General features: G+C 72.5%; 15 protein-coding genes and 1 pseudogene. 10 read left to right on the top strand and 6 right to left on the bottom strand.

Features of this window, described 5'->3' with window-relative positions; all coding sequences use genetic code 11:
* Nucleotides 1-13: 13 nt before the first annotated feature.
* The 3 genes and pseudogenes from M2157_RS30565 to M2157_RS30555 form a co-directional block, all read left to right on the top strand.
* Nucleotides 14-904: pseudogene (locus M2157_RS30565) on the top strand (ribokinase); the annotation flags it as partial.
* A gap of 97 nt (nucleotides 905-1001) precedes the next feature.
* Nucleotides 1002-1391, top strand: coding sequence for a D-ribose pyranase (gene rbsD / locus M2157_RS30560; RefSeq protein ID WP_280866793.1), 390 nt, complete (start codon nucleotides 1002-1004; stop codon nucleotides 1389-1391).
* Nucleotides 1392-1588: 197 nt separating this feature from the next.
* Nucleotides 1589-2455: a DUF1963 domain-containing protein gene (locus tag M2157_RS30555; RefSeq protein ID WP_280866792.1), complete on the top strand. Its 867-nt coding sequence runs from the start codon at nucleotides 1589-1591 to the stop codon at nucleotides 2453-2455.
* A 54-nt stretch (nucleotides 2456-2509) separates the two neighbouring features.
* Here M2157_RS30555 and M2157_RS30550 read toward each other — a convergent pair whose 3' ends face one another.
* From M2157_RS30550 to M2157_RS30540, 3 genes are read right to left on the bottom strand one after another with little or no spacing between them, the layout of a single operon-like run.
* Nucleotides 2510-3340 carry a sugar phosphate isomerase/epimerase family protein gene (locus M2157_RS30550; RefSeq protein ID WP_280866791.1) on the bottom strand — a complete coding sequence of 277 codons (831 nt, stop codon included), beginning with the start codon at nucleotides 3338-3340 and terminating at the stop codon, nucleotides 2510-2512.
* Nucleotides 3337-4491, bottom strand: a complete 1155-nt coding sequence (locus M2157_RS30545; protein ID WP_280866789.1) for a dihydrodipicolinate synthase family protein — start codon at nucleotides 4489-4491, stop codon at nucleotides 3337-3339. The genes M2157_RS30550 and M2157_RS30545 overlap by 4 nt, the downstream gene beginning before the upstream one ends.
* Nucleotides 4488-5639, bottom strand: a complete 1152-nt coding sequence (locus tag M2157_RS30540) for a Gfo/Idh/MocA family oxidoreductase (protein WP_280866787.1) — start codon at nucleotides 5637-5639, stop codon at nucleotides 4488-4490. The genes M2157_RS30545 and M2157_RS30540 overlap by 4 nt, the downstream gene beginning before the upstream one ends.
* Nucleotides 5640-5904: 265 nt before the next feature.
* Here M2157_RS30540 and M2157_RS30535 point away from each other — a divergent pair, with 265 nt between their 5' ends.
* The gene (locus M2157_RS30535) at nucleotides 5905-6951 is read left to right on the top strand and encodes a LacI family DNA-binding transcriptional regulator (protein ID WP_280857761.1); all 1047 of its coding nucleotides are present in this window, start codon (nucleotides 5905-5907) and stop codon (nucleotides 6949-6951) included.
* A gap of 90 nt (nucleotides 6952-7041) precedes the next feature.
* On the opposite strand, the gene M2157_RS30530 is transcribed toward M2157_RS30535, so the two are convergent.
* A complete protein-coding gene (locus tag M2157_RS30530; protein WP_280866786.1) occupies nucleotides 7042-7641 on the bottom strand; it encodes a DinB family protein in 600 nt (199 codons plus the stop codon).
* Nucleotides 7642-7764: 123 nt separating this feature from the next.
* Between M2157_RS30530 and M2157_RS30525 the strand changes: the two genes are divergently transcribed.
* The 4 genes from M2157_RS30525 (at nucleotide 7765) to M2157_RS30510 (ending at nucleotide 11464) form a co-directional block, all read left to right on the top strand.
* Complete coding sequence (locus tag M2157_RS30525; protein WP_280866785.1) at nucleotides 7765-8556, top strand: DUF4253 domain-containing protein; 792 nt, start codon at nucleotides 7765-7767, stop codon at nucleotides 8554-8556.
* 94 nt (nucleotides 8557-8650) lie between these two features.
* Complete coding sequence (locus M2157_RS30520; protein WP_280866784.1) at nucleotides 8651-9247, top strand: dihydrofolate reductase family protein; 597 nt, start codon at nucleotides 8651-8653, stop codon at nucleotides 9245-9247.
* 77 nt (nucleotides 9248-9324) lie between these two features.
* A complete protein-coding gene (locus tag M2157_RS30515; RefSeq protein WP_280866783.1) occupies nucleotides 9325-10257 on the top strand; it encodes a bifunctional helix-turn-helix transcriptional regulator/GNAT family N-acetyltransferase in 933 nt (310 codons plus the stop codon).
* Between the two features lie 406 nt (nucleotides 10258-10663).
* On the top strand, nucleotides 10664-11464 hold the full coding sequence (locus M2157_RS30510; RefSeq protein WP_280857766.1) for a sugar phosphate isomerase/epimerase family protein: 801 nt from the start codon (nucleotides 10664-10666) through the stop codon (nucleotides 11462-11464).
* Nucleotides 11465-11502: 38 nt separating this feature from the next.
* Here the strand turns inward: M2157_RS30510 and M2157_RS30505 are convergent, their stop codons facing one another.
* Nucleotides 11503-11706 (bottom strand): hypothetical protein, encoded by a 204-nt coding sequence (locus M2157_RS30505; protein ID WP_280866782.1) that lies wholly within the window; start codon nucleotides 11704-11706, stop codon nucleotides 11503-11505.
* A gap of 77 nt (nucleotides 11707-11783) precedes the next feature.
* Here M2157_RS30505 and M2157_RS30500 point away from each other — a divergent pair, with 77 nt between their 5' ends.
* A complete protein-coding gene (locus tag M2157_RS30500) occupies nucleotides 11784-13193 on the top strand; it encodes a PLP-dependent aminotransferase family protein (protein ID WP_280866781.1) in 1410 nt (469 codons plus the stop codon).
* A gap of 75 nt (nucleotides 13194-13268) precedes the next feature.
* Nucleotides 13269-14504, top strand: a complete 1236-nt coding sequence (locus M2157_RS30495; protein WP_280866780.1) for an MFS transporter — start codon at nucleotides 13269-13271, stop codon at nucleotides 14502-14504.
* On the opposite strand, the gene M2157_RS30490 is transcribed toward M2157_RS30495, so the two are convergent.
* Nucleotides 14488-15066, bottom strand: a complete 579-nt coding sequence (locus tag M2157_RS30490; protein WP_280866779.1) for an alpha/beta hydrolase — start codon at nucleotides 15064-15066, stop codon at nucleotides 14488-14490. The genes M2157_RS30495 and M2157_RS30490 overlap by 17 nt on opposite strands.
* Nucleotides 15067-15077 lie beyond the last annotated feature (11 nt).

Genomic DNA, 15077 nt, shown 5'->3' with positions numbered 1-15077 from the left:
AGGGGAGTCATCCATGTACGACTACGACCTTCTGGTCGTGGGGTCGGCCAACGCCGACCTGGTGATCGGTGTGGAGCGGCGGCCGGGGGCCGGCGAGACGGTGCTCGGCTCGGACCTGGCCGTGCACCCGGGGGGCAAGGGCGGCAACCAGGCGGTCGCGGCTGCCCGGTTGGGCGCGCGTACGGCGTTGCTGGCCCGCGTCGGCGACGACGGTCACGGGCGGCTGCTGCTGGACTCGCAGCGGGCGGCCGGGGTCGACACGGTGGGTGTGCTGGTGGGCGGGGCGCCGACGGGGGTCGCGCTGATCACCGTCGACCCGTCGGGGGACAACAGCATCGTGGTGTCGCCGGGCGCCAACGGGCGCCTCACGCCGGGGGACGTACGGAGCGCGGTCAGCCTCTTCCACGCCTCGCGGGTGGTGTCGACGCAGCTGGAGATCCCGCTGGAGACGGTCGTGGAGGTCGTACGGAATCTGGCGCCGGGCAGCCGGTTCGTGCTGAACCCGTCGCCGCCGCGGCCGCTGCCGACCGAGGTCCTCGCGGCCTGTGATCCGCTGATCGTCAACGAGCACGAGGCGAAGGTGATCCTCGGGGACGCGTGCGTGAGTGACGCGCCGGAGGACTGGGCGCGGCTGCTGCTCGCGAAGGGGCCGCGGTCGGTGGTGGTGACGCTGGGCGCGCAGGGGTCGCTGGTGGCCTCCTCGGCGGGGATGACCCGGGTGGCGTCGGTGAAGGTGGACGCCGTGGACACGACGGGCGCGGGGGACGCCTTCACGGCGGCGCTGGCGTTTCGGCTCGGGGCCGGTTCCGCACTGGCGGAGGCGGCCTCGTACGCGTCCCGGGTCGGGGCGGTCGCCGTGACCCGGAAGGGTGCGCAGGACTCCTTCCCCACGGCGGATGAGGTCGAGGCGCTGTGCTGTGCCAGCCCGGGGGGCAACCCCCGGACCCTACCGGCAGAGGGCCGGAAGAGGCGCCCGGAGCGACGCGGCGAGGCGAGTCCCTGTGAAGAAGGCCGGAATCCTGAACCGTCATCTCTCCGGCGCGCTCGCCGAACTGGGGCACGGGGACGGGGTGCTGGTCTGCGACGCCGGGATGCCGATCCCCGACGGGCCTCGCGTGGTCGACCTGGCCTTCAGGGCCGGGGTGCCGTCCTTCGCGGAGGTCCTCGACGGGCTGCTCGCGGAGCTGGTCGTGGAAGGGGGGACGGCGGCGGCGGAGGTGCGGGGCGCCAATCCCGCGGCCGCGGAGCTGCTGGACACCCGCTTCCCCGAGCTGCACCTGGTCTCCCACGAGAAGCTCAAGGAGCTGTCGACGGGCGCGCGGCTGGTCGTGCGCACGGGTGAGGCACGGCCGTACGCCAATGTGCTCCTCAGGTGCGGGGTGTTCTTCTGACGTCCGCGGAAAAAAACCGGAGAGCCGTACAACCCTCTCCCGACCTGGCGGGTCGTACTTGGCATCAGGACTCTTGGAGGGGGATCCGGGGGGATCGCGGGGGTTCTGATGGGGGAGGGGAAACCCGAAGGGGCTCGGTCATCGACCGGGCCCCTTCGAAATGCGCGGGTGTCGGTGCCCGCCTCTACGGTGCCCCCATGACTCCTGTGACTCCTGAGGAAATGCGGGCCAGGTTACGTCCCTTCCGTGACAAGGCGCTCGCGCGAGGGATCCCCGTCGAGGACGTGGAGCGGTGGATGGACACCGCCCGGCCCTGCGCGACGCTGGCGGCGGGCGGGGACGGGCCGGTCGTGGGGCGGTTCGGGGGGCCGCTGCTGCTGCCGGTCGGCATGCCACATCCCTTTTATCCCTTCGTCGCCTCCATCGATTTCGCCGCCCTGCCCGCGGACGCGACGGATCTTCCCCTGCCGCCCGACGGCCGGCTGCTGCTGTTCGCCTATCCCGAGGACTTCGGCGACCTGACCGACATGGGGAACGTGGTGTACGTCCCCGCGGGGGCCGCCGTGGAGGAGCGGGACAAGGAGGGCTGGGCCTGGTTCGAGAACGACGACGAGTACCAGGAGGTCTTCGCGCAGTTCCCGCAGGAGACGCTCAGGGCGGCGGTCGACGTCTCGCTGCCGTACCACTACTGGGTCGAGATACCCGAGGAGCCCCGCTGGGTACCGCTCCCCGGGCATCCGCGCTCGGAGGAACTGGCCGCGGTGTGGGCCGAGACCCACGACGACATCGCCTCCTCGGGGCGGCTCCAGCTCGGCGGGTACGCCGACCAGGAGGCGGTCGACACCGACCCCGTCGGGACGGCGATGACCTGCGCGCTGAGGGAGGCGGCAGCGGGCCGTCGCGAGCCGGTGTCGGACGACCTCGCGGACTGGGTGCTGCTCGCCGAGTGGAATCCCTGGATCGACGGCTTGGAGGGCGCCACCGTGCACTGGTCGATCCAGCGCGCGGACCTGGCGGCACGGCGCTTCGACCGCGCGTTCACGACGGTCTTCCGGAATCCCTAGGGGCTCCGGACGGGGCCGGAGGGGAACTCCCGAGGTTCCCCTCCGGCCCCCGCTTCACACGGTGTGGGCCACGAACCGTTCGGCGGTCTCGGCGAGCACCTCGCGGCCGTCGCGGGCCCACAGCGCGTCGTTGAACAGTTCGACCTCGATCGCGCCCGTGTACCCGGCCGCCTCGACGTATCGCTGCCACTCCCGCATGTCGATCGAGCCGTCGCCGATCTGGCCGCGGCCGTTGAGGACGCCCTCCGGCAGCGGGGTCGTCCAGTCCGCGAGCTGGAAGGTGTGGATACGGCCGCCGGCGCCCGCGCGGGCGATCTGTGCGGGCGCGTTGTCGTCCCACCAGATGTGGTACGTGTCCACCGTGACGCCGACCTGCCGGGCGGGGAAGCGCTCCGCCAGGTCGAGGGCCTGGGTGAGCGTCGAGACCACACAGCGGTCCGAGGCGTACATGGGGTGCAGGGGCTCGATGGCCAGCTTCACCCCGTGCTCCTCGGCGTACGGGCCCAGGACGGACAGGGCGTCCGCGATGCGTTCGCGGGCGCCGTGCAGGTCCTTGGAACCGGCCGGGAGACCGCCGGAGACCAGCACCAGGGTGTCGGTGCCCAGCGTCGCCGCCTCGTCGACCGCGCGCCGGTTGTCGTCCAGCGCCGCGGCCCGCTCGTCCGGGTCGATCGCCGTGAAGAAGCCGCCGCGGCACAGCGTGGTGACGGTCAGACCCGCGTCACGGACCAGCTTGGCCGTCGCCTCGACGCCGTACGTCTGGACGGGCTCGCGCCACAGGCCGACGTTGACGACGCCCAACTGGCCGCAGGATTCGACCAGTTCCGGCAGCGACAGCTGCTTGACCGTCATCTGGTTGATGGAGAAGCGGGACAGGTCGGTCACTGGTTCACCCCGTACAGGGACAGCAGGTTCTTCATCCGCTCCTCCGCCAGCTTCGGGTCCGGGAACAGGCCCAGGCCGTCGGCGAGTTCGTAGGCGCGTGCGAAGTGCGGGAGGGAGCGGGCCGACTGGAGGCCGCCGACCATCGTGAAGTGCGACTGGTGGCCGGCCAGCCAGGCCAGGAAGACCACGCCCGTCTTGTAGAAGCGGGTGGGTGCCTGGAAGAGATGGCGGGACAGCTCGACGGTGGGGTCGAGGAGTTCGCGGAAGCCCTTGGCGTCACCGGTGTCCAGGACACGGACCGCCTCGGCCGCCAGCGGGCCCAGCGGGTCGAAGATGCCGAGCAGGGCGTGGCTGAAGCCCTGTTCGTCACCCGCGATCAGCTCGGGGTAGTTGAAGTCGTCGCCCGTGTAGCAGCGGACGCCCTGCGGGAGCCGGCGGCGGATGTCGATCTCGCGCTGCGCCTCCAGGAGCGAGACCTTGATGCCGTCGACCTTGTCGGGGTGGGCCGCGATGACCTCGAGGAACGTGTCCGTGGCGGCGTCCAGGTCGCTCGACCCCCAGTAGCCCTCCAGCGCCGGGTCGAACATCGGGCCCAGCCAGTGCAGGACGACCGGCTCGGCGGACTGGCGCAGGAGGTGGCCGTAGATCTCCAGGTAGTCCTCGGGGCCCTTGGCGGCCGCCGCGAGGGCCCGGGAGGCCATCAGGATGGCCTGGGCGCCGGACTCCTCGACGAGGGCGAGCTGCTCCTCGTAGGCCGCGCGGACCTCGGCGAGGGACGCCGGGCCGGTGAGCTGGTCGGTGCCGACACCGCAGGCGATGAGGCCACCGACCGACTTGGCCTCGGCGGCGCTGCGGCGGATCAGCTCGGCCGCGCCCGCCCAGTCCAGGCCCATGCCGCGCTGGGCGGTGTCCATCGCCTCGGCGACCCCGAGCCCGTGCGACCACAGGTGGCGGCGGAAGGCGAGGGTGGCGTCCCAGTCGACGGCGGCCGGGGAGTCCGGCGTGGAGTCGGCGAACGGGTCGGCGACGACGTGCGCCGCCGAGAAGACCGTACGGGAGGTGAAGGGGGTGCCGGGGGTGGCGGCGAGGGGTTCCTTGCGGGGCTCGTAGGCCCTGAAACCCCCGTCACCGGCAGGGAGTCGGATCGTCACAGCGAGATCTCCGGTACGTCGAAACGGCGGCCCTCGGCCGAGGACTTCAGGCCCAGTTCGGCGAGCTGGACGCCGCGGGCGCCGGCCAGGAGGTCCCACTGGTAGGGGGCGTCGGCGTAGACGTGCTTGAGGAAGAGCTCCCACTGGGCCTTGAAGCCGTTGTCGAACTCGGCGTTGTCCGGGACCTCCTGCCACTGGTCGCGGAAGACCTCGGTGGCGGGGATGTCCGGGTTCCAGACCGGCTTGGGGGTGGCGCTGCGGTGCTGGACACGGCAGTTGCGCAGACCGGCGACGGCGGAGCCCTCGGTGCCGTCGACCTGGAACTCGACGAGCTCGTCGCGGTTGACGCGCACGGCCCAGGAGGAGTTGATCTGGGCGATGGCGCCGCCCTCGAGCTCGAAGATGCCGTAGGCGGCGTCGTCGGCGGTGGCGTCGTAGGGCTTGTCGTTCTCGTCCCAGCGCTGCGGGATGTGGGTGGCGGTGAGGGCCTGGACGGACTTCACGCGGCCGAAGAGCTCGTGGAGCACGTACTCCCAGTGCGGGAACATGTCGACAACGATGCCACCGCCGTCCTCGGCCCGGTAGTTCCAGGAGGGGCGCTGGGCGGTCTGCCAGTCGCCCTCGAAGACCCAGTAGCCGAACTCGCCGCGGATCGAGAGGATCCGGCCGAAGAAGCCGCCGTCGATGAGGCGCTTCAGCTTGAGCAGGCCGGGGAGGAAGAGCTTGTCCTGGACGACGCCGTGCTTGATGCCCTTCTCATTGGCGAGACGGGCCAGTTCCAGGGCGCCCTCCAGGCCGGTGGCGGTGGGCTTCTCCGTGTAGATGTGCTTGCCCGCCGCGATCGCCTTCTTGATCGCCCCCTCACGGGCGGAGGTGACCTGGGCGTCGAAGTAGATGTCGACGGTCGGGTCGGCGAGGACCGCGTCCACGTCGGTGGAGATGTGCTCGATGCCGTGCTGCTCGGCCAGGGCCTTCAGGGCGTGCTCGCGGCGGCCCACCAGGATCGGCTCGGGCCACAGCACCGTGCCGTCGCCCAGGTCGAGACCGCCCTGCTCGCGGATCGCGAGGATCGAGCGGACGAGGTGCTGGCGGTAGCCCATGCGCCCTGTCACACCGTTCATGGCGATACGCACCGTCTTGCGTGTCACGTCATTCCCTTCGTAGGAGTCGTACGCGGTTGTGCGCGCCGCGCACGCCCCACTGATGAGCGTTACAGCAAGCGCTTTCTATCTAGGAAGAAGCTAGCCTCTGACCAGCGGTCTGGACAAGACCGCGAACGGGGTGAGTTGTTCGAGGGGGCGAACAGCTGGGCGTAATGGCCTTAAGGTCGGCTCGGAACCGGGACCTTGGTGCCCGCGTGTACGACGGAGTACGACTGAGATGCGCTGCGGCGCGCGACCGGAGGACGACGAGATGACGGTGACCCTGGCGGACGTGGCGGCCCGCGCCCAGGTCTCCCCCGCGACGGTGTCGCGCGTGTTGAACGGGAACTACCCCGTGGCCGCGACCACGCGTGAGCGGGTGCTGCGGGCCGTGGACGAGCTGGACTACGTGCTCAACGGTCCGGCGAGCTCGCTCGCCGCCGCCACGTCGGACCTGGTCGGGATCCTCGTGAACGACATCGCGGACCCCTTCTTCGGGATCATGGCCGGTGCGATCCAGTCGGAGATCGGGGGGCCGGGCGGGCGCGCGGGCGGTGAGCGGCTCGGGGTCGTCTGCAACACAGGGGGCTCTCCGGAGCGGGAGCTGACGTATCTCACCCTGCTGCAGCGGCAGCGGGCGGCGGCGGTCGTCCTGACGGGTGGGGCGGTGGAGGACGCGCCGCACAAGGCCGCGATGTCCGCCAAGCTGCGCAAACTCGCGGACGCCGGGACGCGGATCGTGCTGTGCGGGCGGCCGCCGGCGCCGGAGACCGGGGCGTTCGCGCTGACCTTCGACAACCGGGGCGGGGGCAAGGAACTCACCGAGCACCTCATCGGGCTCGGGCACCGGCGGCTCGGGTACATCGCGGGGCCGGAGGAGCGCACGACGACCCGGCACCGGCTGGAGGGGCACCGGGCGGCGCTGGAGGCGCACGGGATCACCGAGGATCCGCGGTGGACCGTCCATGGCCGCTACGACCGGCGGTCCGGGTACGAGGCCACGCTGGAGCTGCTGCGGCGGGATCCGTCGTTGACGGCCGTGGTGGCCGCGAACGACTCCGTCGCGCTGGGCGCGTGCGCGGCCCTGCGGGACTCCGGGCTGCGGATTCCGGAGGACGTGTCCGTCGCCGGGTTCGACGACCTGCCGTTCAGCATCGACGCGGTACCTGCCCTGACGACGGTGCGGTTGCCGCTGGCGGAGGCGGGGGCCCGGGCGGGGCGGATCGCGATGGGACGCGAGGAGCCGCCGCCCGGGGGGATCGCGACGGTTCGCGGGGAGCTCATGGTGCGGGGGTCTTCGGGGGCTCCTCGGGGCTGAGGAGGCGTGGGTGGGTGCGGGCCGGTGGGGGCTGGTCGCGCCCACGCGGCGGCAGCCGCAGATCGACAGCCCCGCGCCCCTTGGGTGGGTTCAGTTGCCCGAATCCCCCACGGAAGCCTTCCTCGCCGCCTCCTCCACCCGGTTCCGGTACTGCTCCCACCAATCCCCGTCCCCCGGCGCCATGTTGTCCCCCTCCGCCCGCTGCCCCACCGATCCGTCGACGAGTTCGCGTACGACGTCGGCGTGGCCGACGTGGCGGTGGCTCTCGGCGATCATGTGGATCAGGATGCGCTGGAGGGTGAGTTCGGAGTGCGGGGGCCAGGGGACTCGGCCCACGGTGTCCAGGGGGAGGGTGTCGAGGGTCTCGTCCGCGTGGGCGCAGGCCCGGCGGTAGCCGTCGACGATCTGCTCGCGGGTCTCCTCGGGGGTCGCCCACAGGTCGGCGTTCGGTTCGGCGGCGCCGGTGATCCACAGGGGCTGGGCCCCCGGGAGCGGCCGGCCGAAGGTCTCGCCGAAGTAGATCGCCTCGGCACCGGTGAGGTGCTTGACCAGTCCCAGGAGATTGGTGCCGGTCGGCGTAAGGGGGCGGCGGACGTCGTACTCGGAAAGGCCGTCGAGCTTCAGGAGCAGGGAGTCGCGGGCGTCCTGGAGGTAGAGGCGGAGGTCGGTGGCGGCGTCTGTGGCGGTCATCGGATCAGTCTGTCGTCAGCTTGATCTTTGTCCACCGACAATCGGTGGCGGGCCTTCACCGTCCGAGCCGCAACTGCCGTCCCCTCACGACCCGTTGTCAGTGGTCGCCTCTATCGTCCTGGCATGGTCTTTTCACTGCCTGACGGGCTGCCTTCGGGGCGGTTCGAGCAACGGGGCCCGTCGGAGGTCTGGATCTGCGACGAACTGCCGGACGACGTCGGGACGGTGTGGGCGGAGCTGCTCCGGTGGGCCCCGGTCACCGGGCTGCAGCCGCATCTCTGTTGGCCCGGCGACCCCGCTCGCCCCGCGGATCCGGCCGCCGCCTACGCCGTACGTCTGGAAGAGGTCCTCGCGGCCGACTTCGCGGAGTACCGGGAGCGGCGGCTGCCGTTCTGGTCCGATCCCTCCTCCGCGGAGCCGGACGACACCCCGGAGGACGTCGAGCCCTGGCCGCACGATCCGGGGCCGCCGTTCGCGAGCTGGCCGGGGCTCGCGCCCGCGGGTCCGGACACCGGTACGGGTCCGGGCGCCGAGGAGGCCGCGGGCCGTACCGTCGCCGATCTCCTGCACACCGGGCCGTACGAGGCGTCCCTCAGCCTTGTCCTCGTCCCCGCCCGCAGCTCCGCCGACGTCCCCGCGGTGATCGGCTGGACCGACAGGCCGCCGATGCCGCTCATGGGCGCCCTGCTGCGGAGCTGGGAGGAGCGGTTCGGGGCCCGGGTCGTGGCCGCGTACGGCGGTGAGCTGCATGTCTCCGTCGCCCGCCCGCCCCTCGACCCGGCGCACGCCGAGAGGCTCGCCCTGGAGCATGTGCTGTCCACCGCGGACAACATCGTGGACGACCCGCCGACGCCCTTCCCGGAGTACGCGCGCGAACTCGTCGGGCGGACGGAATGGCGGTTCTGGTGGGACTGAGCCGGAAGACGTTTTACGCTCCCCCCACCGATGAGTTCCCCGCCCCGCCCCGGTCTGCAATGCCGTAACCGACTAGGAAACTGGAGTGAGTCCCATGCGCATCGTGGTCAGTGAGTTCATCAGTCTGGACGGGGTCGTGCAGGCGCCCGGCGGGCCCGAGGAGGACACCGACGGCGGGTTCGCGCACGGCGGCTGGTCGCACCCCTACTTCGACGAGGAGGTGCTCGGACCGGCGTTCACCGAGGGGATGGAGCGGGCCGAGGCGCTGCTGTACGGGCGGCGGACGTATCTGACGATGGCGGGGGCCTGGCCGGAGCGCGCCGGGGACCCGTTCGCCGACCGGCTGAACTCCCTGAAGAAGTACGTCGTGACCGACACCCTTGGCGACTCCGAGCTGACCTGGAACAACACCGAGCGGATCCCGGGCTCCGAGGCCGTCGCGCGGATCCGTGCGCTGCGTGAGCGCGAGGGCGGCGAGCTGGCGATGATGGGCAGCCCCACCCTCGTCCGCACGCTGATCAGCGCGGGGCTCGTCGACGAGCTCCAGCTCATCGTGATGCCGGTACTCCTCGGCGGCGGCAAGTCGATCTTCCCGGAGGACGGCGGTAAGCGGCCGTTCGAGCTGGTGTCCACGGTCACCGGGAAGACCGGCGTGCAGGTGTGCGTCTACCGGCCCGCCACCGCGGGGTAGCCGCGGGAGTCGCGGACGTCTTACGCTCAGTCCATCGATATCTCTGACTGAGTCAAGCATCCGGGGGTGGACCGATCATGACCGTCCAGGACATCCGCGCCTTCAACCGCTTCTACACGAACGTCATCGGGGCCCTCGACTACAGCCGCCAGCTCTACGCCCCCTACACCCTCACCGAGTCCCGTGTGCTGTACGAGCTCGCGCACTCGCCACGCACCGACGCGGCCGACCTGCGCACCGAACTCTCGCTGGACGCGGGGTACTTGAGCCGGATCCTGAACAAGTTCGAGCAGGACGGGCTGATCGAGCGCACCGCCTCGGCCCGTGATCCGCGCCGACGCCGGGTCACGCTCACCTCGCGCGGCCGGGAGACCGCCGCGCTGCTCGCCGAGCGCGCCGACGAATCGGTGGGCGCACTCCTCGCGACCGTCCCCTCCGCCGACCGGCCCCGGCTCTCGGAGGCGATGCGGACCGTCCGTACGCTCCTGTCCGACGGCCGCCCGCCCCGCCGCGAGGACGTCCTGCTGCGCGAGCCGGGCCCCGGTGACCTCGGCTGGATCGTGGCCCGGAACGCGGCCCTCTACGCCGCCGAGTACGGCTTCAACGCCGACTACGAGGGACTCGTCGCGAGGATCGTCGCCGACTTCGCGGAGGACCACGATCCGCATCTGGAGCGGGTGTGGATCGCCGAGCTGGACGGGCGGCCGGTGGGGTGCGTCATGTGCGTCCGGGACGAAGCGCCCGCGACTGCCCGGCTGCGGCTGCTCCTCGTCGAGCCCGACGCGCGCGGACTCGGCATCGGGGACCGGCTGGTGGCGGCCGTCGTCGACTTCGCGCGCGGGGTCGGCTACCGCGACCTGGTCCTGTGGACCAACGACGTCCTCGCCGCCGCCCGCCGCGTCTACCAGCGCCACGGATTCGTCCTGGCCGCCGAGAAACCCCACCGCTCCTTCGGCAGGGACCTGAACGGGCAGGACTGGAGACTGGACCTGACCGGCGCGGGTGAGTGAGGGGGGCGGGGCCTGGGATCGGCTCGGCCGGTCAACTGGTGAGCGGTGCGGCCGGGTGCGGTGAGCGGCTCGGCCCGCTCGCCCGGTGCGGCCGGGTGCGGTGAGCGGTGCGGCCGGTGCGGCCGGGCGCGGTGAGCGGCTCGGCCCGCTCGCCCGGCGCGGCCGGGCGCGGTGAGCGGTGTGGCCGGTGCGGGCCGGGTGCGGGCTGTCAACCGTGGAGCCGCTCGGTCGGCCGGCCCATGAGCGGCTGAGCCACTCGCGCCCAAGACGTGGCCCCGTCGGTCGACCAGCGCAGAGCCCAGCGGCCCATCCACCCAGGTGCCTGAGCCGCCCATTGGCCCAGCCACGCACCGGCACCACCCGCCCGGCTGGACCTCACCGACTCGACGGGGCGAGAGTAGGGCGCATGAAACTGGCGTTCTCCACCCTCGGTGTCCCCGGCCTCCCCCTCACCGACGTGCTACGGCTCGCGACCACGCACGGCTATCACGGAGTAGAACTGCGCGCGCATCCGGAGGAGCCGGTGCACCCCGGTATCGGGCTCGCCGAACGGGCCGACGCGGTCGCCGAGTTCAAGGCGGCGGGCGTGGAGGTCCTCGGTCTCGCCGGGTACGCGCGCGTGGCCGCGCCCGGCGACGACGAACCCGTCGTGGAGGAGATCCACCGGCTCCTGGACCTCGCCCGCGACCTCGGCGCCCGCTTCGTGCGCGTCTTCCCCGGCGCCGCATCCGACCAGTCCCGCGAGGAGGCCGACGCCACGGCCGCCCGGCGCCTCGGTACGGCCGCGGAGTACGCCGGCGACCTCGACGTACGCATCCTCCTCGAAACCCATGACTCGCACCGCACGGGCGCAGACGCGATCCGCGTGCTCGGCCCGGTCGGGCACCGCCAGGTCGGCTCGCTCTGGGACGTCATGCACACCTGGCTCGGCGGCGAACAGCCCTCCGAGACCTACGCGGCCCTCGGGCCGTACCTGGGATACGTCCAGGTCAAGGACATCGCGTCGGCCGACGACACCACCCCGGTCGCGCTCGGCTCCGGGGTCCTGCCGCTCGCGGAGTGCGTGGAGGTCCTCTCCCGGCACGGCTGGGACGGCTGGCTGTGCTGGGAGTACGAGAAGCGGTGGTACGAGGCGGCCGCGCCGCTGGAGGAGCTGCTGGGGGCGGGCCGCGAGCACCTGGCGCGGCTCCTGAACGACTCGGCGTAAGCGAAGCGGAACAAGCGTGGTCGAGCGCGGTCGAGCGATCAGGAAGGGCGGAGACTTCGCCGTCCCGGACGGGGCCACAGCCGGTGCCACACCGGCCGCTCCGTCCCGGGCCCGGAGTCGTCCGGGACGACCGGTGCGTCCGGCAGCGCGGACAGGACGCCGGCCTTCGCCTGCCAGTCGCTGAACACGCCCTGGAACAGCGGGTGGTCCTGGCCGGGCAGCGAACTCCTCGGTGCGGTCATCGCGTCCTCCTTCGTGTGTCTGCCGAAGCTCACTGTCGAAGGTAGGGAGAAACGGTCCGCTGCTACCGTCCAATGGCATGCGGGAATCACAGACCAATCTGGCGGGCGATCTCCTGATCGATCTGAGCCGGGCGGGCGAGGGCCCCTTGCACGAACGGGTGAAGCGGGCGCTGCGCTCGGCGATCCGCAGCGGGCGGGTCGAGATCGGCAGCGCCCTGCCGCCCAGCCGGCAGCTCGCCGGTGACCTCGGCTGTTCCCGCTGGGCGGTGACCGAGGCGTACGGCCAGCTCGTGGCCGAGGGATATCTGGAGGCCCGCAGCGGCTCCGCGACCCGGGTGCGCTGGTCCGGCGACCGGGACGGCGGCGTCGAACGTCCCGTGACCCGCAAGGCCCCCGAGGCCCGTTTCGACCTCGCGCCGGGCCTTCCGGATCTGCGGGCCTTCCCGCGCCGCCGGTGGGCCGAGGCCGTCCGCGCCCAGGTGACGAACACGGCGTTCACGGAGTTCGGCTATCCGCCGCCCGGCGGTCACCCCCGGCTCAGGGGGCTGCTCGCCGAGTACCTGGGCCGTTCCCGTGGCGTCTCGACGACGGCGCAGGACGTGACGGTGTGCACGAGCGTGACCGACGGGGTGCGGCGCGTCTGCCGTGCCCTGCGCTCCCAGGGCATCACCGCCGTCGGCTGTGAGGAGCCGGGCTGGACGCGGCTGCGCCAGGTGATCCGCGCCGCCGGTCTGGAGCCGGTGCCCGTGCGCACGGACGGCGGCGGTCTGCGCGTGGACGACCTCGCCGGACACTCCGGGCTGCGGGCCGTGCTGGCCGCGCCGGCTCACCAGTTCCCGCTGGGCACCGTGCTCGTGCCCGAGCGGCGGGCCGCGCTGCTCGACTGGGCCCGCCGGGTGGACGGCGTCGTACTGGAGGACGACTACGACGCGGAGTTCCGCTACGACCGCCGCCCGGTGGCGGCCCTGCAGGGCATGGACCCGTCCCGGGTCGTCCTGTTGAAGTCCCTGAGCAAGACCCTGTCCCCAGCGCTCGGCATCGGATGGGTGGTGGCGCCCTCGCGCTGGACCGACATCCTGCACCGGATCGACCAGGCGGCGACCCATCCCCCGGTCCTCGACCAGCTCGCCTTCGCCGACCTGCTGGAGTCGGGTGCCTACGACCGCCACCTGCGGGCCTGCCGACAGCGCTACCGCGACCGGCGCGACACGCTCGTGCGGACCCTCGCCGAACAGCTGCCCGACGCCCCGGTGTCCGGCATCGCGGCCGGGCTCCACCTCATCCTCCGGCTGCCGAACTCCGTGGACACCGCTGCCGTGGTCAGGGCGGCGGCCGCCCGGTCGCTGTCCGTCGCCGACCTCGCCGCCTATCACGCCACCGGGGACCACGCCGGCCACGGCCTGGTCCTCGGCTACGGCAACCTCGCCGACGGCATGGTGAAGCAGGCGGTGGGGCAGCTCCGTGCGGCGATCGAGGAGAGCCGGTAATTCGGTGGCCGGGGCGGGGGCGCCCGGTTACCGTCCCGGGGTGCATCAGCCCGCCCCTGCCCCGGTCCCCCTGTCATGAGTCTCAGCCGTACGTTCCTCGATGTGCGGCCGCTGAGCACCTCCCCGGTCTTCCGGCGGCTGCTGTTCGGGCGCACGGTGTCCACGCTCGGCACCTTCATGACCATGGTCACCGTCATGTACCAGGTCTGGGACATGACCCACAGCACGATCTGGAGCGGCGCGGTCGGGGTCGCGCAGGCGGTGCCGATGGTCGGGGTGAGCCTGTTCGCGGGCGCCTGGGTCGACCGGGCCGACCGGCGCCGGGTCTACCTCACGGGCACCGTCGGCTCGGCGGTCTGCTCCCTGCTGCTGGCCGTGCAGGGCTTCGCGGGGCACGCGCCGGTGGCCGTCGTCCTGCTGCTGGTCGCGGCACAGACCTCCTTCGCCGCGCTCGGCGCGCCCGCCGCCGGCGTGTTCGTGCCGCGTCTGTTGCCCCGGGAGCAGGTGGCCGCCGGTCTCGCGCTCCAGCAGGTCACCGGCCAGGCGATGATGCTGGTCGGCCCGGCCGTCGCCGGGGTCGTGCTCGGCTGGTGGGGCATCGGCGTCTGCTACCTCCTGGACACCCTGAGCTTCACGATGTCCTTCTACGGCGCCTACGGCCTGCCCGCGCTGCCGCCCGAGGGCGAGAAGTCCCGCCCCGGTCTGCACGGTGTCCTGGACGGGCTGCGCTTTCTGACCGGCCACCGGGTGGTGCGCGGCGCGCTGCTGACCGATCTGGCCGCCACCGTCCTGTCCATGCCGGTGAGCCTGTTTCCGCTGGTCAACGAGGAGCGCTTCGGCGGCGACCCGCGCACGCTCGGCCTGTTCCTGTCCGCGCTCGCCGTGGGCGGTGTCGCCGCGACGGTCTTCTCCGGCCCGGTCACCCGACTGGCCCGCCCCGGCCCGGTGATGCTGTGCGCGTCGGCGACCTGGGGCGCGGCCCTCGCGCTGTTCGGCCTGACCACCAGTGCCTGGGCGGGACTCGGCATCCTGGCGCTGGCCGGCGCGGCGGACGCCCTCGCCGTCCTGTCCCGCACCACCATCGTCCAGACCCGCACCCCCGACGCCCTGCTCGGCCGGGTCACGGCCGCCGAGACGATCGTCGGCCAGGCGGGCCCGCACCTCGGCAACCTGCGCGGCGGTCTGCTCGCGGGCTGGAGCTCGGGCGTGACGGCGCTGATCACGGGCGGTCTCCTGTGTGTGGCGGCGGTGGGCTATGTCGGGGCGAGCACACCGGAGTTGCGGGCGGTTCCGGCTACGGACGAGGTGTGATCCGGGCATCCGGGTCCAGACACCAGTCCAGTACGGCGGGCCAGGAGCCGTAGCCGGCGTCCAGGTCGAGGTGGGCGGCGCCGGGGAGGATGTCGGCGGGGATGCCGAGCGGTTCGCCGAAGGTCTCGCGGGCCCCTTCCGGGCAGTACGGGTCGTCGTCGCCGGCGACCAGGCGGGTGGGCCCGGGGAGGGTGAACCCCAGGGCGGGCGCGGCGAATTCGGCGACCTCCGGATGGTGTCCGACGACGGACGCGGAGGGCGGGGCGACGAGCAGCACGCGGTCGGCGGAGCCGTGCCGCACGAGCCCGCGTGCGACGGCGTGCAGCCACAGCAGGGCGGAGGCGCTGTGCGCGATGACGACACGCTCACCGGTGGCGGGCAGTCCACCGAGATGCCGGGCGAGTTCGGTGAGCCAGGTGTCGAGGTCGGGGTCGTCGGGGTCGGGCAGCTGGGGGTAGGTGACGTGGTGGCCGAGGTCGGTGAGGCGGTCGGCGAGCCAGTGCTGCCAGTGGTCGTCGGGCCGGTGGTTCTGCCAGCCGTGGAGGATCAGGTAGGCGGTCATGGCGTCGATGG

Origin of the sequence: Streptomyces sp. SAI-127 (assembly GCF_029894425.1) — a bacterium.
Classification (GTDB): domain Bacteria; phylum Actinomycetota; class Actinomycetes; order Streptomycetales; family Streptomycetaceae; genus Streptomyces.
The sequence above is the reverse complement of the archived record's forward strand: the minus strand, read 5'-3'. Positions and strand labels throughout refer to the sequence as shown.